We start from the raw sequence: 17,792 nt of genomic DNA on the forward strand, positions 1-17,792 counted from the left end.
ATGGGAAATTTGATATGAACGCACCTTTCTCCTATAACGCGCCCACGTTGAGTGTGGACGCGCTGAAGAATTCAATCGCCTATAAACTGATGTTTACCCTTGGTAAAGATCCGTCCATTGCCAATAAACATGAATGGTTAAATGCCACGCTGCTGGCGGTACGTGACCGTGTGGTGGAGCGCTGGCTGCGTTCCAATCGGGCGCAGCTGTCACAGGATGTGCGCCAGGTTTACTACCTGTCGATGGAGTTTCTGCTCGGAAGGACGCTGTCCAATGCGCTGCTGGCCATCGGCATGTATGAGGATGCCAGCGCCGCGCTGGATGAGATGGGCTTTAATCTGGAAGAACTGATTGAAGAAGAGTGCGATCCGGGGCTGGGCAACGGCGGGCTGGGGCGGCTGGCGGCCTGTTTTCTGGACTCTCTCGCCACGTTGGGGTTGCCGGGGCGCGGCTACGGTATCCGCTACGATTACGGCATGTTCAAACAGAATATCATTGACGGCAAGCAGGCAGAGTCACCGGATTACTGGCTGGAATACGGCAACCCCTGGGAATTTCAGCGATTTAATACCCGTTATAAAGTGCGTTTTGGCGGCCGCATCCAACAGGAGGGCGGTCGTTCGCGCTGGCTGGAAACGGAAGAAGTGCTGGCGATGGCCTACGACCATATTATTCCCGGTTTTGATACCGATGCCACCAACACGCTGCGGCTATGGGGCGCGCAGGCCAGTAACGAAATCAACCTGGGGAAATTTAATCAGGGCGATTATTTTGCGGCGGTTGAAGATAAAAACCATTCGGAGAACGTCTCGCGGGTACTCTACCCGGATGACTCGACCTATTCCGGGCGTGAGCTACGTCTGCGTCAGGAGTATTTTCTTGTTTCAGCGACGGTGCAGGACATTCTCAACCGTCACTGGATGATGCACCATACTTTCGATAATCTGGCCGACAAGATTGCGATTCATCTCAACGACACCCATCCGGTGCTGGCGATCCCGGAGCTGATGCGCTTATTAATCGATCAGCATAAATTCAGCTGGGATGATGCCTTTGAAGTGACCTGCCAGGTCTTCTCCTACACTAACCATACGCTGATGCAGGAAGCGCTGGAAACCTGGCCGGTGGATATGATCGGTAAAATCCTGCCGCGCCACCTGCAAATTATCTTTGATATCAATGACTACTTCCTGAAAACCATCCAGGATTATCACCCGGATAACTGGGAGCTGCTGTCACGGATTTCGATCATTGACGAGAACAACGGGCGACGGGTGCGTATGGCCTGGCTGGCGGTGGTGGTCAGCCATAAAGTGAATGGTGTCTCGGAGCTGCACTCCAATCTGATGGTGCAGTCACTGTTTGCTGATTTTGCCGCGCTCTTTCCCGGCCGGTTCAGCAATAAAACCAATGGTGTCACGCCGCGCCGCTGGCTGGCGCTGGCCAACCCATCGCTGTCTGACGTGCTGGATGAGACCATTGGCCGTACCTGGCGCACGGAACTGAGCCAGCTGGACGAACTGAAACAGCATATCGACTACCCCAGTTTTCTGACGCAGATCAGTGATTCCAAGTTACGTAACAAGAAGCGGCTGGCGGAATATATCGCGCAAAAGATGGATATTGTGATCGATCCTCACGCGCTGTTCGATGTGCAAATCAAACGTATCCACGAATACAAGCGGCAGTTGTTAAACGTGCTGCATGTGATCACCCGCTATAACCGCATCAAAGCCGATCCGCAGGCGGACTGGGTGCCAAGGGTAAACATCTTTGCCGGGAAGGCGGCGTCGGCCTACTACATGGCGAAACATATTATTCATCTGATCAATGATGTCGCGGCGGTGATCAACAGCGATCCGCAGGTAAAAAACAAGCTGAAGGTGGTTTTTATTCCCAACTACAGCGTCAGCCTGGCGCAGATCATTATTCCGGCGGCGGATCTTTCTGAACAGATTTCGCTGGCGGGCACGGAAGCATCCGGCACCAGCAACATGAAGTTTGCGCTCAACGGCGCACTGACCATCGGGACGCTGGATGGGGCCAACGTGGAAATGCTGGAACACGTTGGCGAAGAAAATATCTTTATTTTTGGAAACACCACGCCGCAGGTTGAGGCATTACGCCGCAGCGGCTACAGCTCGCACCAGTTCTATGAACAGGATAGCGAGCTACACCAGGCGCTGACACAAATTGCCACCGGAACGTTCAGTCCGCAGGAGCCAGGTCGTTACCGCACTATTTTTGATTCGTTGGTGAATCTTGGTGACCACTATCAACTGCTGGCCGACTATCGCAGCTATGTCGATACCCAGGATAACGTGGATGAACTGTACCGACAGCCGGAAGAGTGGACACGACGGGCGCTGCTGAATATTGCCAATATGGGGTATTTCTCGTCGGACAGAACGATTCAGGAGTACGCTGACGAAATATGGGCAATTAAGCCAGTCCGTTTGTAGCCGCGTTTGCATGTTGTGCCGCGATGGTGTGACATGGTACGACGTTCGGGCGGTAATCCTCCCCGGCCAGTCTGTATCTGACTGGCCGGGGTTTTAATTGTCTGTTGTTGTGATCGCCCCACCTGGAATCCCGATATCAACTCTGATGGAGCACCTGAAAGGTCGCAGTGCTATCAGGCTCTACACTTTTCCCTTACCTCCGAAATCAGTCGGATAAAGGTGGTGGTTCCGGGGAGAATAATACGATGCTGCATCTGCTACCCTGTCGCCAGTACGTTTATATCGTGGATCCCGAGCAATATAATGCCTGGCAGTGAGAAAGTTACCTGGCAGCGCACGCACCCGATTGGCAGGGCAATCCCCAGGCGATTGTGATCGCCCCGGCTTTTTCCGATAAATTATTTGTCTGCTTTATCAGGATGAAAATATCCTGCCAGCTAATGGGGCAAATGGTTGTCACCATTTTGTTGGCTGTCGCTCAGGCAGAATGGCGGAGAATACTGGATCGCACCAATTAAGGCAGGCAGCGAAATGGAAAGGTATCCGCTTTGGCCGCAGGCGCACCATCGACAGATGGCGCTCCACAGCAAAGGGACTGGCGCAACGAATATCGCCCGACAGCTCAGTATCCCGCTTCACTGTTTATAAAATTTCTGAGGACGAGAAGACAGCTTAGCCGGGCGGATGTCGGCATTAAATTTTGGTTAAGTGAACCCACCTGGTTGTTACAGACACTTAACTCACAGGAAAAAGAGGGATTTGATATGGAACAGCAATATAGCAATGAACTGACCCCGAAGATTCTGGCCGGATTTGATAGCTCACCGTTTACGACGGAACAACTGGCGTCGATAAGCGACGACGCCCGCGCCCTGAAAGACCTTCTGCCGTGTGCAGCCGGCAACGGCGGTGTACCGTATTGCCGTGGACGGCAGTCTGACGCAGCGCGGCGGAGTGGTTCGTCCTTTATACAATGGCTCAGAGATGGAACTGGCAGACGGGCGTAAGGCGAATATTGCTTTGGAAGGGGACGAGGTGGTTTATCCTGACGGCTCAACCGCCCGTATTAATACTGGCGGTGGGAAGCAATTCCTGAAACATGAGCAGGGAACAGCGCTCGTTGGCAGCAGGCTGAGCAACGGTGATCTGATTATCAGCACACCTCAGTCGACAGGCATGCTGGTTGCACGCGAAGGTATGCCGGTGGGCAATGACGTACTGACTGCCGGAGCCTGATAATGTCGATACACAGAGGCTGTTATGTGCACGGTAAAAATGTCGGGCTGGACGGGGATAAAACCTCCACGGGCGCATTTTGTATCGCCAGTCGCCCCGGTATGTCGGTGATGGGGAAGCTGAAGCTCTACATCGGCGATAAAACCACTCCCTGTCCCAAATGCGGACAGGTGGGAGAAATTATCACCGGCGATCACCGGCAGACAAACGGTGTTGCCGTCGCGGTGGATGGGGCGGAGATACGCTGTGGGTGCCCGGCAGGTACACATTTTCTGATAGCCCCGGATACGTTGTCAGTGCCGGACACTCCCTGGAGTATAACGGCCGCGTCTGTTACGGAACTGGAACAGCATGCGCAGTCAGCCAGAAAAGAGAAGCCGGCACGGGAAATCACGCTGACCATTGGCGTATTCTTTGACGGAACGGGCAATAACGCCGTCAACACACAGAATATGATGAAAGCCTTTACCGCAGGCCATTATGACCTGAATGACGCGGAAGCGGAGTTCATTCTGGCAAAATGCGCCCGTGAGCATTTTGGCGTGTCAGGCAGTGGGGCAATCAGTTATACCGGGTATTACACCAATATTCACTGGCTGAGTACGCTTTATAAGCAGGACGTCCCTGCAGAGGGTGGTACTTTTCAGACCGCTGTTTACATTGACGGTATTGGCACTGATGCGGGTAAGCCTGACAGCAAGCTTGGCCAGGGATTTGGTACCTTCGACACGGGCGTTGTTGCTAAAACGGCAAAGGCAGTGAGCCAGCTGGGTAATATTCTGTCTCAGAGTGTAAGGGATATTGAAAGGCAGCTACCAGAGAGTAATTTTGTCATCAGGTGCCTGCAGTTTGATATCTTTGGCTTCAGCCGTGGCGCCGCCGCAGCGCGTCATTTTGCCAACCGCATCCAGTCCGAAGACCCGGCCATTATCCGCGCCATCCGCCAGGGGATGGCGGACACGACCTTCAATGGTTCCCCGTCCGGCAGGACCCGCTTTATTGGCATCTTTGACACCGTTGCCGCTATCGGTACGCCAGTGAACGGCCTGAACCCGCACAGCGCGGATACCGGTGACGTGAAGCTCACCCTGCGTCCGGGCGTGGCGGAGAACGTTTTTCATATTACCGCCGCGAACGAATGCCGCTTTAACTTTGCGCTGAACAGCGTGAAACCGGCGTGGCCGGAGTTGGCGCTGCCGGGCGTGCATTCCGATATTGGCGGCGGTTATCTGCCCGTCACAAAGGAAGATCTGTTTCTGACCCGCCCGGCCCCGGAAACGGTGCCGTACAGCCAGCCAGGTGAAAAGACGCAGGCCTGCCGACAGGCCGTGGCGCAGTTACAGATCCTGGATAAATCGCCCTGCCTGGCACCGCTGCTGCGAACCAATGACATTTCGGCAGAAACCTGGTCAGACGACAGGCTGCCCCCGGACCGGTACGGCCAGCTGCAGAAGCGCAGCTATGCGGCGCTGACCATACGTGGGCGGATCGTCAGAAACGACTGGTCACGGGTGGCGCTGCGGGTGATGCTTGAGGCCGGGCAGGAGGCCGGGGTGGTGTTTGATCCCATTCTGAATAAAGATAAAGAGCTCTCCATTCCCGATGAGCTTGCGTCCCTGTGTAATAAGGCGCTGGCAATGGGTAAGGCGGTCCGCAGCGGTCGGACGCCGCAGGCGTTCAGCCAGCAGGAGCTGGACGTGATTGCGGAGCAGCATATTCACTGCTCGGCCAACTGGAATGCGATTGTGGTCAACACGGACGGCCTTATTCACGGGGGCGCATCACCCTCAGCGCTGATTGGTTTTATCAACCGCCCGGATGAGCAGTGGCAACGCTCCGTCTACAATATGAACGGGAAGAAGGTATGAGACTGAAAACACTTTTCCCCCTGCTGATGCTGGTTATGGCCAGCGGTTGCCGCATGGGTGGGGCACAGACGCCGGAAGACACCGGCGAAATGCCTTACGGCGAGGTTGGTTTTGCATTTTTCACCCCGCGAGCCTTACCGGCGGTGGTGACAAAAGCGCTTATCATCGACAATGAGAAAGTCGTTTCGACCTACCGAACCCTCGACAGTACACAGGAAAATCCTGACAGCACAGGACGCTGGAGTAGCCGGATAAGCAGACACGCTCAGTTTAACAAAGCCCGGCATCCGCCAGCGCTGATGCTGTTCTGCTGGGACTCCATTATTGATAAAAAAACCTACGAGACGCGCATTACCTTTTCGTCGTCACTTCGGGATGTCATGTCGACGCCAACCGGTAAAGACAGGAGGGGCAATACGGCCTGGTATGACACCCTGTTACTCGGCCTGGCACCTGAGGGTAAAGTGCGTATCTGGCTGCAGAACAGCGCGGGAGGCGACAATCTGCCGGTTGAACCGGTAAAAATCACCACGCTGTCCGGGGAGAAACTGGATGCCTGTAAGGATGTGCCTTCGCGGATTGACTTCAACTACAGTATTCCAGATGGATACGATCAGTACATCAGGGACTTTATCAAAGGGAAAACCTATCCTTATGGGAAGTGGTAACAGTGTCCTCCAAAGGATCCTGCCAGGACCCTTTTTCATCATTGCGTTCCCAAAACATCTTCTCTCACTGAGAAGATGTTTTGCACTTCCCGAAGTTACACCACTGCATTACCCAAGGAGAACACGCTGGCCAGGGGGATTCTGGTTTTCTCAGTAAGAGGGAAAAATGAAACGTAATGTTTTTTTCCGCTATAAAACAGCGCGAAAGAATATATCTCGATCAAGAACCCGTCCCATCAGGCTGTTTTAATGCTTATCGGTTCCGGGGCTGGTTGCTGTCTTCTGGTGCAGGATAAGCGCGTCCTGACTGATAAAAAAACGGCGTCTGCCCGTTGTTATCTGCTTGCCGCAGGGCAATCCAACGGACGGTGGCTTTTGGCGAGCAATAAAAAACGGGAACCATGATGTCCCCGCTTTTTGTGTTTTCAGTGTAGCCAAGACTGAGCGTCAAACACCACTCAGGTAATGCGCCTCAGGAGGCCAGTGACAACGACGGTTTTTTGCCGTGCTCTGCCAGCCACTCACCCACGCGGGTGCGCTGTGTCTCGTTAAGCCACATCCCTTCTTTGGTCCGGCGCCACAGCGCATCATCCGTTTCCCGTACCCATTCATTTTTCACCAGGTAGCGCAACTCTGCCTCATAGAAATGGTGGCCAAAGCATTCGCCCAAATCTTCCAGGCTTTTCGCCTCTTTCAGCAACAGCTCGCTGTTGCTACCGTAGGTGCGCGCATAGTGACGCGCCATTGCTTCGGTGATAAAGGGATAGCGGCGGCGCAGGCTGGCCGCGTAATCTTCACTGCTACCGGCAATATCACCCCCCGGCAGCACGCAGTTTTTAGTCCAGGCCGAACCGACTTTAGGGTAGTACTTCACCAGTTTTTCCAGCGCATGTTCAGCAAGTTTACGGTAGGTTGTCAGCTTGCCACCGAAGACCGACAGCAGCGGAGCCTGACCGTTCTCGTCACGTACATCAAGCGTGTAATCCCGGGTGATGGCCTGCGGTGAATCCGACTCATCATCACAAAGCGGACGCACACCGGAGTAAGACCAGACGATGTCTTCCTCGCTGAGCGTTTTTTTGAAGTGATTATTGTAAACCTTTAACAGATAGGCGGTTTCTTTTTCGTCAATCTGCACGTTTTTCGGATCGCCTTTGTATTCAACATCGGTGGTGCCGATAATGGAGAACTCATCCATCCACGGAATGACAAACACGATACGGTTATCTTCGTTTTGCAGAATATAGGCCTGCTTCTGGGCATGCACACGCGGCACCACGATATGACTGCCTTTGATCAGGCGGATGCCATAAGGGGATTTCAGTTGCAGACCATCATCAAACAGCTGTTTGACCCACGGTCCTGCGGCGTTAACCAGTCCTCTGGCCTGCCAGGTGAAGGTTTTACCGCTGTCAACATCTTCCGCTTCCACCGTCCACAGACCGTTTTCCCGCCATGCACGGGTGACTCTGGTACGGGTACGCACTTCACCACCGTGTTTTTCCACTTCCTGGGCATTGAGCACCACCAGACGGGCATCATCCACCCAGCAATCGGAATATTCGAAACCGCGCACAATTTCAGGTTTTAACACCGATTCTGCACCAAAACGCAACCCTTTACTGCCTGGCAGACTGGTACGTTTACCCAGATGGTCATACATAAACAGCCCAACGCGGATCATCCATGCGGGACGCAGATGTGGGCGGTGTGGCAGACGAAAGCGCATGGGGAAAGCGATGTGAGGTGCCATTTTCAACAGGACTTCACGTTCGGCCAGCGCTTCGCTGACCAGGCGGAACTCGTAATGCTCCAGGTAACGAAGGCCACCGTGGATCAGTTTTGAACTGGCAGAAGAGGTTGCGCAGGCCAAATCTTGCGCTTCCAGCATCAGCACAGACAGGCCGCGTCCTGCGGCATCAGCCGCAATGCCAGCGCCGTTGATACCGCCGCCGATTACGATCAAGTCTTTGGTTTCCACGTCATCCCCTCCAATGTTCGAAATAGTTCTTATATGTTCGTTTTCGAGCATAATAATAATCGTAAACCTGAACCGATGCCAGCGTTAACCTGATAAAAACATTTATGCGTGATCCAGATAACATATCCATCGGCAGAAAAGGCCTTTAGCCCTTATTTTTTCCGGGTTATTGTCAGTGGGGTTCGCGTTACAATGGCCGCCCCTTATTGAGTGAGATCCGATCATGGAACAATTTGAGTGCATCAGTGTGCAACAGGCGCAGGCACATCTGGCGAACGGGCCTGCGTTGCTGGTCGATATTCGTGACCCGCAAAGTTTTGCGACAGCCCATGCCAGCGGTGCGTTTCATCTGACCAATGACTCACTGCATGAATTTATCACCACCAGCGATCGGCACACGCCGGTACTGGTGATGTGTTATCACGGTAACAGCAGTAAAAGTGCCGCTCAGTATTTGCTGACGCAGGGTTTTGAGCAGGTTTACAGCATTGACGGTGGTTTTGAGGCGTGGCGCACGGTGTTCCCTCAGCAGGTGCAACCCGCGTCATCCTGATCCTGCGATCTGAGTGAGTTGCGGTATATACTGACGGCTTTTATTTACAGGGGCTCCCGAAAGCGATGATGCGCATTACTGAATTTGCTAATCCCCGCATGGCGCAGGCTTTTGTTGATTACATGGCGACAAAAGGCGTCCGGCTACGGATTGAACGTGAAAATAACTACACGCTATGGCTGGATGATGACGCGAAAGTGAATCTGGTCGAAAACGAACTTAATCAGTTTATCCGCGAGCCAAATCATCCCCGTTATCAGGCGGCGAGTTGGCATTCTGGCACCACGCAAAGCGGTATCCACTATCGGCACACTTCGTTAATGACCCACCTTCGTGAGCGTGCCGGTCCACTGACCCTGAGCGTGATGGCAGCCTGTGTGCTGGTGTTTATCCTGATGCAAATCATTGGCTACCCAACGGTGATGAGCTGGCTGGCATGGCCGGACGCTGACCAGCATTACCAGCTGTGGCGCTGGTTCTCCCATGCGCTACTGCATTTTTCGTTACTGCATCTGGTGTTTAATCTGCTGTGGTGGTGGTATCTCGGCGGGGTAATCGAAAAGCGCCTTGGCAGTGGCAAGCTGTTTGTCATTATGCTGATTTCCGCGCTGCTCAGTGGCTGGATGCAGGCAAAATTCAGTGGCGTGATGTTTGGCGGCCTGTCAGGAGCGGTGTATGCGTTGATGGGATATGCCTGGCTGCGGGGAGAGCGCGATCCGGCAAGCGGTATTTACCTTGAGCGCGGGATGATGGCGTTTGCCATTATCTGGCTGGTGGTTGGCTATATGGGCTGGTTCGGCCTCTCTATCGCCAACGCGGCGCACGTTACCGGCCTGCTGGTTGGGCTGGCGATGGCATTTGTTGATACCCGGCAGAGAAAATCCTGACCGGAATGTTAGCAGGGACGCGGCAAACAGGAGAGTTTTGTGAAGCAAACGCAACGTCACGACGCCATTATCGATCTGGTGCGGCGCCAGGGATATGTCAGTACCGAAGAACTGGTGGATCACTTTACCGTCAGCCCACAAACGATTCGCCGTGATTTAAACGATCTGGCGGAGCAGAACAAAATCCAGCGCCATCACGGTGGTGCGGCGCTGCCCTCCACATCCGAAAATACCGCCTGGCAGGACCGTAAAATGATGTGGTCGGCGGAAAAAGCCCGCATTGCCCAGCGTGTCGCCAGCCAGATCCCGGATGGTGCTTCATTGTTTATTGATATCGGCACCACGCCAGAGGCGGTCGCCCATGCGTTGCTCAACCATAATCATTTGCGTGTGGTGACCAACAACCTCAATGTGGCGATGCTGCTGATGTCCAAGCCGGATTTCAGTCTGATTGTCGCGGGTGGAGAGGTGCGCACCCGCGATGGTGGCATCATGGGCGAGGCAACCCTTGACTATATTTCCCAGTTTCGTCTTGATTACGGCATTCTGGGCATCAGCGGCATTGATATGGATGGGTCGCTGCTGGACTTTGATTATCATGAAGTTCGCACCAAACGCGCAATTATTGAGAATTCCCGCTGTGTGATGCTGGTGACTGACCATTCAAAATTTGGCCGTAATGCCATGGTAAATCTGGGCAACATGAGCCTGATCGATTACCTGTTCACCGACGGGCTACCGCCGCCCAGCGTGCTGAAAACCATTCAACAGCATGAGGTGCATCTGGAGCTGTGCTGAAAGGGACTCTGGTTCCCAGGGTAAGATGAAATAAGCCCATTGATAGCAATCTTTACCGACCACCTTCTGTAGCACAAATTCAGCCCGCGCCGTGCGGGCTGAATTTTATCTCCCTGCAAACGCGCAATTTCTGCTGTTCGGGTCTTAACTGTAAGAGTTCCGGCCAATTTGCAATTCCAATTCCCCTTTTCCCTTTGCAGAAGGAAGCGGTATGTCGCAGCAGAAATTTAATCTGGCACGTTTTGAGGCGGCACTGACCCGCCAGTGGCAGCACCTTGGTTTAGCTTCCGCCACGGAAATGACCCGCCATCAGTGGTGGCAGGCGCTGAGCGGTGCGCTGGCAGAATTGCTGGCCGCCATGCCAGCCGCCAAACCGGCAAAGAAGCAGCGGCATGTAAATTACCTCTCAATGGAATTTTTAATCGGCAGGCTGACCGGCAATAACCTGATGAATCTCGGCTGGTTTAACGAGGTGAAAGCCGCGCTGGCAGAGCATCAGGTTTCCCTGAGCGAACTGCTGGAAGAGGAGGTGGATCCGGCGTTGGGTAACGGCGGTCTGGGGAGGCTGGCTGCCTGCTTTCTGGATTCGATGGCGACGGTGGGGCAGTCTGCTACTGGCTATGGTCTTAACTATCAGTATGGCCTGTTTCGCCAGTCATTTCACCACGGCCAGCAGCGTGAAGCACCGGATGACTGGCATCGTGAACGCTATCCATGGTTTCGTCACAATGCGGCGCTGGATGTGCCGGTTGGTTTTGGTGGCAAGGTAGTCAAAACCAACGCGGATAGCTTTGTGTGGCACCCTGCGGTAACTCTGCGTGGCGAAGCCTGGGATTTGCCCGTCACCGGTTATCATAATGGCGTTGTTCAGCCTCTCAGGCTGTGGCAGGCGACCCACCCGGAACCTTTCAACCTGACCCTGTTTAATGACGGTAAGTTTTTGCAGTCTGAACAGCAGGGTATTGATGCGGCAAAGCTGACCAAGGTGCTCTATCCCAATGATAATCATCAGCAGGGTAAGCAATTGCGGCTGATGCAGCAGTATTTTCAGTGCGCCTGTTCGGTGGCGGATATTTTGCGACGCCACCTTGGTGCCGGACGGAAAATCAGCGAGTTGTCAGACTATGAAGTGATCCAGCTAAACGATACCCATCCAACCATCGCCATCCCTGAGATGTTGCGTGTCCTGCTTGATGAGCACCAGATGGCGTGGGATCAGGCCTGGGCTGTCACCAGTAAAACCTTCGCCTATACCAACCATACCCTGATGCCGGAAGCGCTGGAGCGCTGGGATCAGAAGCTGGTGCGTTCGCTGCTGCCACGCCACTACATGATTGTAAAAGAGATCAACAAGCGTTTTAAAAAGGTGGTGGATAAACACTGGCCAGGGGATGAAGCAAAATGGGAAAAGCTGGCGGTGCTCTATGATCATCAGTTACGCATGGCTAACCTGTGCGTGGTCAGCGGCTTTGCCGTCAACGGTGTGGCGGCGCTCCATTCCGATCTGGTGGTGAAAGATCTGTTCCCGGAATATCACCAGCTGTGGCCGCAGAAGTTTCATAATGTCACTAACGGCATTACGCCGCGCCGCTGGCTGAAACAGTGCAACCCCGCACTGTCCGGGCTGATCGATGAAACGCTGAAGGTGGAATGGGTAAATCACCTTGATGCACTTAAAGGCCTGGAGCCAGCGGCCGAGGATGCGGCTTTTCGCCAACGCTTCCGGCAGATTAAACATGATAACAAGGTCCGGCTGGCGGAATATATCGATAGCCTGACAGGTATTAAGGTCAACCCGGATGCCCTTTTTGACGTGCAGATCAAACGTCTGCATGAATATAAACGTCAGCATCTTGGCCTGCTGCACATTCTTTCCTGCTATAAACAGCTTCGCGATAACCCGCAGATGGAAATGGTGCCGCGCGTTTTCCTGTTTGGGGCCAAAGCGGCTCCCGGCTATTACCTTGCCAAGAACATTATCTACGCTATCAACAAGGTGGCGGAGAAAATTAATCACGACCCGGTAATCGGTGACAGGCTGAAGGTGGTGTTCATCCCGGATTACCGCATCACGGCGGCGGAGCTGATGATCCCGGCTGCCGATCTCTCTGAGCAGATCTCCACCGCAGGCTATGAAGCTTCCGGCACCGGCAATATGAAACTGGCGCTGAACGGCGCCCTGACCATCGGCACGCTGGACGGGGCCAATGTTGAAATCGCTGAACAGGTGGGCGAAGAGAATATCTTTATTTTCGGTCATACCGTGGACGAGGTAAAAGCCCTGAAAGCAAAACGCTATGACCCCGTTAAGCTGCGAAAAAAGGACAAGCATCTGGATGCCATTTTGAAAGAGCTGGAAAAAGGCTTCTTCAGCGGTGGTGATAAACATGCTTTCGATATGATGTTGAGCAGCCTTGGCAAAGGAGGCGATCCCTGGCTGGTGCTGGCTGATTTTGCCAGCTATATGGCAGCACAGAAGCGGGTTGAGGCGCTCTGGCGTGACAGGGAGGCATGGACGCGGGCGGCAATCCTCAACACGGCCCGTAGCGGCATGTTCAGTTCTGACCGTTCTATTCGTGACTATCAGCAGCGGATCTGGCAGGCACAGCGCTGAGGAGATGTCATGAAGCGTAAGTCATTTGAACAGGCCGCCGCCGCCGCGGGGATTGCCGCCAGGTATATTAATGCGCGTGGCGAAACGCAAGAGATCGACAGTGACATCCGCCAGCGTTTGCTGGCGGCGATGTCGCCAGCCCGTGAGCTGAAACCCGGCCCGCTGCCACCCTGCAAGGTTTTTCTGCAAAAGCGTTCATTGCAAATCAAGGTGGCAGGAAAAGGCGACTATCAGTGGCAACTGGTGACGGAAAATGGCCGGGTATACAGCGGGTCGGTCAGCGCGGGTGATGCTATCGCGCTGCCGCGCAATCTGCCGCTGGGCTACCACCAGCTTTATTTACGTCAGGCCAGCAAACAGTGGGCGTGCCGCATCATTGTGGCCCCCGCACGCTGTTACGAGCCACAGGCGCTGTTGCAGGGCGAAAAGCTGTGGGGCAGTTGCGTCCAGCTGTACACCGTGCGTTCCCGTAGCAACTGGGGAATGGGCGACTTTGGCGATTTGGCACAACTGATAACAGAAGTTGCCGCACGCGGCGGGGCGTTTATTGGCCTTAATCCCCTGCATTCGCTTTACCCTGCCAGCCCGGAAAATGCCAGCCCGTACAGTCCCTCTTCACGGCGCTGGCTGAATGTGCTCTACATTGATGTGGCGGCCGTCGCCGATTTTCAGCTCAGTAAAGCGGCACAACGCTGGTGGCAGCAGAAGACTACCCAGCGGCGAGTGCAGCAGGCCAGAGAGATCGACTGGGTTGATTACCCGCTGGTTGCCGATCTGAAATTGACGGGGCTGCGATACGCCTGGCAGCAGTTCAGTCTGCGTAGCGCTGATGATGCGGACCGGACGGACTTCGAGGGGTTTATCAGGCAGGGCGGCGGCAGTCTTTTCTGGCAGGGGGCCTTTGATGCGCTGCATGGCGCGATGCTGAAGGAGGATGCGCATCGCTGGGGCTGGCCGGTCTGGCCAGCGGACTTACAGGATGTTCACGGTGAACAGGTGCAGCATTTTTGCCGCCAGCATGAGGATGAAGTACAGTTCTGGCTGTGGCTCCAGTGGCTGGCAAACCGGCAGTTTGACGCCTGCTGGCAACTGAGCCAGCAGTTGGAAATGCCGCTTGGGCTGTACCGCGATCTGGCGGTGGGCGTGGCGGAAGGCGGCGCGGAAACCTGGTGCGATCGTGAATTGTATTGTTTGCAGGCCTCGGTGGGGGCGCCACCCGATATTCTTGGCCCACAGGGACAGAACTGGGGGCTGCCGCCTGCCGATCCCCATGTGATGGCGGCGCGGGGATGGCAGCCATTTATCGAACTTTTACGGGCCAATATGGCCAGTTGCGGCGCGCTGCGTATCGATCACGTTATGTCGATGCTTCGTCTGTGGTGGATACCGAAAGGAGAAACCGCTGACTTTGGTGCTTATGTCTACTATCCGGTGGATGACTTGCTGGCCATTCTTGCCCTGGAGAGCCAGCGGCACCGGTGTATGGTGATCGGTGAAGATTTGGGGACCGTTCCGCCAGAGATCGTGGCGAAGCTTCGCGACAGCGGCGTCTATTCCTGGAAAGTACTGTGGTTTGAACAGGAAAATATCGACACTTATCGCTCCCCTGACGCCTGGCCGCGCCAGTCGATGGCCAGCGCCACGACCCACGACCTGCCGACCCTGCGTGGCTTCTGGAGCGCGGGCGATTTGTCGCTGGGAGAGAAACTGGGCGTTTATCCCGACCGGGTAATATTACGGTCGCTGTATCAGGACAGGGCCAGACAAAAACAGGCGTTGCTCAATGCGTTACATCAGTATGGCTGCCTGCCGAAACGCAGCGGGAAACGCGCCAGCCTGATGAAAATGACCCCGGATCTGAATCGTGCAATGCAGCGGTTTATTGCTGACAGTCACAGTGCGTTGCTTGGGTTGCAGCCGGAGGACTGGCTTGATATGGCACTGCCGGTCAATGTGCCCGGTACTACCGATAGCTATGCCAACTGGCGAAGGAAACTCAGTATGACGCTGGAGGAGATATTTGCCGACTCACGTATCAACCGCTTGCTGAAGGATCTTAACCGGCGGCGTAAGGCCAGAATAGGGCAGCGAAAACAGACCACCTGAACCGCCCGGCGGAGGTTTTCCGCCGGGGCGCTTTCAGTAAAACGAATGTTCGCCGCGCTGATGTTCGGTCAGATCGCGCACGCCTTTCAGCTCAGGGAAAGTGGCCAACAGCTCTTTTTCAATGCCTTCTTTCAGCGTGACATCTACCATTGAACAACCGTTACAGCCACCGCCAAATTGCAGGATGGCGTAGCCGTCATCGGTAATTTCCATCAGCGACACCTTGCCGCCGTGGCTGGCCAGTTGCGGGTTGATCTGTGCCTGTAACTGATACTCGACGCGTTCAATCAGTGGTGCATCATCGTTTACCTTACGCATTTTAGCGTTGGGCGCTTTCAGCGTCAGCTGTGAACCCAGATTGTCGGTAACGAAGTCAATTTCAGCCTCTTCCAGGTAAGGCGCGCTCAGTTCATCAACAAAAGCAGACAGTTTCTCAAACTTCAGCTCTTGATCGGTGGCTTCTACCGCATCGGGTGGGCAGTAGGAGACGCCACACTCGGCGGTTGGCGTACCCGGATTAATAACGAATACGCGGATCTGAGTGCCTGCTTCCTGTTTGGAAAGCAGTTTGGCGAAATGCTCCTGGGCAGAGTCTGTAATTCGGATCATGGCGATTGCTCAATAGTTGACTAATTTAGTTGGTTATAATACGCCCATCACCGACGCTCTACAAGGCCCGGCAAAGGCTCCATACCTGCACGCTTGCCGCACCGGCGGCCAGCAAAATCCGGCTGATTTCCTGCATGGTGCTGCCGGTAGTGATCACATCGTCCAGTAGCGCGATATGCCGTCCCTGCACATCGATTTCAAGTGAGAACGCGCCGCGCACGTTTATTTTCCGTTTGCTGGCGCGAAGGCGGTGTTGGATCCGCGTTTTCCGCTGGCGCGTGATCCCCGTGGCGGCATAAGGGCAGCCGATCCAGCGTGACAGCCGTCGGGTAATATCATCCATCTGATTGTAGCCACGCCGCCAGGCGCGCTGGCGATGGAGCGGCACGCACAACAGCAGATCGGGCCTGTCGAGTGCAAACTGACGACGGGCCGACAGCCAGCTGAGGAGCATCAACCGCGCCAGCAGCGGCGACAGCGCTGTCCCGTGGTGAAATTTCAGCTGTTTAACCCATTCCCTCAGTGGAAATTGCCAGTCGGTAACATAAATCATCCGTTGCCAGGCGGGAGGATGGAGCTGGCAGCGGCCGCATGGAGAACGGCTATGTAATGCAGGCAGGCCGCAGCGGGGACAGCAGGGCAACGTTTTGGGGAGCTGGCGCAGGCACACACTGCACAGGCCGTGTGCGCTGAAGGTAAGTGGCATCCGGCATAGCCAACAGGTGCTGGGCATTGATAGCATAGCGGCCTCCATGGCAAAAACGGGATATTAACGGATGACTCAGCTTTACTGGCAGACCATTGGCAGCGGCGATCGCGATCTTGTGATGCTGCACGGTTGGGGACTGAACGCGGAAGTCTGGCATAACACGATTAACCGGCTCAGCCCGCATTTTCGTCTGCACCTTGTGGATCTGCCAGGCTATGGCCGCAGCCGGGGCTTTGCGCCGCAGAGCCTGAAGGACATGGTGGCAGCGCTGATGCCAGTGGCCCCGCCCCAGGCGCTGTGGCTGGGCTGGTCACTGGGTGGGCTGGTCGCCAGTCAGTTAGCCCTGGACTATCCGCAGCGGGTCCGCGGATTGGTTAGCGTCGCGTCGTCTCCCTGTTTTAGCGCAGAGGCTGGCTGGCCCGGCATCCTGCCGGAGACGCTGAGCAGTTTTCAACAGCAACTGAGCGACGATTTCCAGCGCACCGTGGAGCGGTTTCTTGCCTTACAGACGATGGGCAGTGAATCGGCTCGCCAGGATGCGCGACAGTTGAAAAACGTGGTGTTGTCGCTACCGGCCCCTGATATCGCGGTGCTGAATGCTGGCCTGGAAATATTGCGCACCGCCGATCTGCGTAGCGAAATGATGGCGTTACGAGTACCGCTGTTGCGGATTTACGGCGCGCTGGATGGGCTGGTGCCGCGCGGTATCGCCGCCTTACTTGATGTGCACTGGCCGGGCAGTGAGTCCGTCATCATTGAAAAAGCCGCCCATGCGCCATTCATTTCCCATGCTGAAACGTTTTGCGAGAAAATTATCGATTTTTCCGCCAGGCACTGAAGTAAATTCCCATTAAAAACTGGCACATTGTACATAACCGACAATAATTATTGGGGTAAGCAGGGGCGCTAACTTTTTACCTCTGAGCTGTCCAGGGAGCCGGGCATTTTCTCTCTCCCTGCAATCTCATCAAGCGGCTGCTTATCACCTAAAACAAAATTAATGTGGAGTGTCTTTGATGAAAATGATTCAAGCTGTGGTTATTGGCCTTCTGGCAGGAACCGTCTCTTTTGGTGCATTGGCTGCTAAAGAAGTGACTAAAGAAGAAGTGACAAAACTGAAACTGGAGAAAATTGGTACAGTTAACACTACTGCTAAAGCGACATCTCCGATGGATGCCAGACACGAGCTGTCAAAACTGGCGGATGAGAAAGGCGGTAAATACTATCTGGTAATTGCGGGCCGCGAACACGGTAAATTCAGCGCCGTTGCCGATGTGTATAAGTAAATATCCGCCGGCGGG

14 protein-coding genes and 3 pseudogenes are annotated in these 17,792 nt (G+C 54.7%); 13 read left to right on the plus strand and 4 right to left on the minus strand.

Going from position 1 to position 17,792, the window contains the following annotated elements; genetic code table 11:
- The first annotated feature begins 14 nt into the window (after positions 1-14).
- Both glgP and EB241_RS21515 read left to right on the plus strand, forming a co-directional pair.
- Complete coding sequence (glgP, locus tag EB241_RS12665; RefSeq protein WP_124233531.1) at positions 15-2,462, plus strand: glycogen phosphorylase; 2,448 nt, start codon at positions 15-17, stop codon at positions 2,460-2,462.
- A 103-nt stretch (positions 2,463-2,565) separates the two neighbouring features.
- A pseudogene (locus EB241_RS21515) lies at positions 2,566-2,655 on the plus strand (IS200/IS605 family transposase); the annotation flags it as partial.
- On the opposite strand, the pseudogene EB241_RS12675 reads toward EB241_RS21515, so the two are convergent.
- Positions 2,648-2,899, minus strand: a pseudogene (locus tag EB241_RS12675) (DUF4158 domain-containing protein); the annotation flags it as partial. The pseudogenes EB241_RS21515 and EB241_RS12675 overlap by 8 nt on opposite strands.
- A 3-nt stretch (positions 2,900-2,902) precedes the next feature.
- On the opposite strand from EB241_RS12675, the pseudogene EB241_RS21130 reads away from it, so the two are divergent.
- From EB241_RS21130 to EB241_RS12695, 4 genes and pseudogenes are all read left to right on the plus strand, one after another.
- Positions 2,903-3,138 (plus strand): annotated as a pseudogene (locus EB241_RS21130) (helix-turn-helix domain-containing protein); the annotation flags it as partial.
- Positions 3,139-3,371: 233 nt separating this feature from the next.
- Positions 3,372-3,698, plus strand: a complete 327-nt coding sequence (locus tag EB241_RS12685; protein ID WP_233592604.1) for a hypothetical protein — start codon at positions 3,372-3,374, stop codon at positions 3,696-3,698.
- Positions 3,699-3,700: 2 nt separating this feature from the next.
- Positions 3,701-5,566 (plus strand): phospholipase effector Tle1 domain-containing protein, encoded by a 1,866-nt coding sequence (locus EB241_RS12690; RefSeq protein WP_124233532.1) that lies wholly within the window; start codon positions 3,701-3,703, stop codon positions 5,564-5,566.
- Positions 5,563-6,234 carry a DUF2931 family protein gene (locus tag EB241_RS12695; RefSeq protein WP_124233533.1) on the plus strand — a complete coding sequence of 224 codons (672 nt, stop codon included), beginning with the start codon at positions 5,563-5,565 and terminating at the stop codon, positions 6,232-6,234. The genes EB241_RS12690 and EB241_RS12695 overlap by 4 nt, the downstream gene beginning before the upstream one ends.
- A 472-nt stretch (positions 6,235-6,706) precedes the next feature.
- Here the strand turns inward: EB241_RS12695 and glpD are convergent, their stop codons facing one another.
- Positions 6,707-8,215, minus strand: coding sequence for a glycerol-3-phosphate dehydrogenase (glpD, locus tag EB241_RS12700; protein ID WP_124233534.1), 1,509 nt, complete (start codon positions 8,213-8,215; stop codon positions 6,707-6,709).
- A gap of 223 nt (positions 8,216-8,438) precedes the next feature.
- On the opposite strand from glpD, the gene glpE reads away from it, so the two are divergent.
- From glpE to malQ, 5 genes are all read left to right on the plus strand, one after another.
- Positions 8,439-8,768: a thiosulfate sulfurtransferase GlpE gene (glpE, locus tag EB241_RS12705; RefSeq protein ID WP_124233535.1), complete on the plus strand. Its 330-nt coding sequence runs from the start codon at positions 8,439-8,441 to the stop codon at positions 8,766-8,768.
- 68 nt (positions 8,769-8,836) lie between these two features.
- Positions 8,837-9,655 (plus strand): rhomboid family intramembrane serine protease GlpG, encoded by an 819-nt coding sequence (glpG, locus tag EB241_RS12710; RefSeq protein WP_124233622.1) that lies wholly within the window; start codon positions 8,837-8,839, stop codon positions 9,653-9,655.
- 39 nt (positions 9,656-9,694) lie between these two features.
- Positions 9,695-10,453: a DeoR/GlpR family transcriptional regulator gene (locus EB241_RS12715; protein ID WP_124233536.1), complete on the plus strand. Its 759-nt coding sequence runs from the start codon at positions 9,695-9,697 to the stop codon at positions 10,451-10,453.
- A gap of 211 nt (positions 10,454-10,664) precedes the next feature.
- A complete protein-coding gene (malP, locus tag EB241_RS12720; RefSeq protein ID WP_124233537.1) occupies positions 10,665-13,067 on the plus strand; it encodes a maltodextrin phosphorylase in 2,403 nt (800 codons plus the stop codon).
- Between the two features lie 9 nt (positions 13,068-13,076).
- Positions 13,077-15,173, plus strand: a complete 2,097-nt coding sequence (gene malQ, locus EB241_RS12725) for a 4-alpha-glucanotransferase (RefSeq protein WP_124233538.1) — start codon at positions 13,077-13,079, stop codon at positions 15,171-15,173.
- A gap of 33 nt (positions 15,174-15,206) precedes the next feature.
- Here the strand turns inward: malQ and nfuA are convergent, their stop codons facing one another.
- On the minus strand, positions 15,207-15,782 hold the full coding sequence (gene nfuA, locus EB241_RS12730; RefSeq protein WP_124233539.1) for a Fe-S biogenesis protein NfuA: 576 nt from the start codon (positions 15,780-15,782) through the stop codon (positions 15,207-15,209).
- A 58-nt stretch (positions 15,783-15,840) separates the two neighbouring features.
- Positions 15,841-16,524, minus strand: a complete 684-nt coding sequence (gene gntX, locus EB241_RS12735; RefSeq protein WP_124233540.1) for a DNA utilization protein GntX — start codon at positions 16,522-16,524, stop codon at positions 15,841-15,843.
- A 34-nt stretch (positions 16,525-16,558) separates the two neighbouring features.
- Here gntX and bioH point away from each other — a divergent pair, with 34 nt between their 5' ends.
- Together bioH and EB241_RS12745 are read left to right on the plus strand one after the other, a co-directional pair.
- Entirely contained in the window at positions 16,559-17,329 is a 771-nt protein-coding gene (gene bioH, locus EB241_RS12740) for a pimeloyl-ACP methyl ester esterase BioH (protein ID WP_124233541.1), read from the plus strand.
- A gap of 178 nt (positions 17,330-17,507) precedes the next feature.
- On the plus strand, positions 17,508-17,777 hold the full coding sequence (locus EB241_RS12745; protein ID WP_124233542.1) for a YdgH/BhsA/McbA family protein: 270 nt from the start codon (positions 17,508-17,510) through the stop codon (positions 17,775-17,777).
- The last annotated feature ends 15 nt before the right edge of the window (positions 17,778-17,792 follow it).

This window comes from Erwinia psidii (assembly GCF_003846135.1).
Classification (GTDB): domain Bacteria; phylum Pseudomonadota; class Gammaproteobacteria; order Enterobacterales; family Enterobacteriaceae; genus Erwinia; species Erwinia psidii.

Excerpts from the sequence above, each read along its gene's own strand:
- glpG (WP_124233622.1), top strand. The coding sequence starts at position 8,837 with ATGCGCATTACTGAATTTGCTAATCCCCGCATGGCGCAGGCTTTTGTT.
- glgP (WP_124233531.1), top strand. The coding sequence starts at position 15 with ATGAACGCACCTTTCTCCTATAACGCGCCCACGTTGAGTGTGGACGCG.
- malP (WP_124233537.1), top strand. The coding sequence starts at position 10,665 with ATGTCGCAGCAGAAATTTAATCTGGCACGTTTTGAGGCGGCACTGACC.
- gntX (WP_124233540.1), bottom strand. The coding sequence starts at position 16,524 with ATGCTATCAATGCCCAGCACCTGTTGGCTATGCCGGATGCCACTTACC.
- EB241_RS12690 (WP_124233532.1), top strand. The coding sequence starts at position 3,701 with ATGTCGATACACAGAGGCTGTTATGTGCACGGTAAAAATGTCGGGCTG.
- glpE (WP_124233535.1), top strand. The coding sequence starts at position 8,439 with ATGGAACAATTTGAGTGCATCAGTGTGCAACAGGCGCAGGCACATCTG.
- EB241_RS12695 (WP_124233533.1), top strand. The coding sequence starts at position 5,563 with ATGAGACTGAAAACACTTTTCCCCCTGCTGATGCTGGTTATGGCCAGC.
- EB241_RS12745 (WP_124233542.1), top strand. The coding sequence starts at position 17,508 with ATGAAAATGATTCAAGCTGTGGTTATTGGCCTTCTGGCAGGAACCGTC.
- malQ (WP_124233538.1), top strand. The coding sequence starts at position 13,077 with ATGAAGCGTAAGTCATTTGAACAGGCCGCCGCCGCCGCGGGGATTGCC.
- nfuA (WP_124233539.1), bottom strand. The coding sequence starts at position 15,782 with ATGATCCGAATTACAGACTCTGCCCAGGAGCATTTCGCCAAACTGCTT.
- bioH (WP_124233541.1), top strand. The coding sequence starts at position 16,559 with ATGACTCAGCTTTACTGGCAGACCATTGGCAGCGGCGATCGCGATCTT.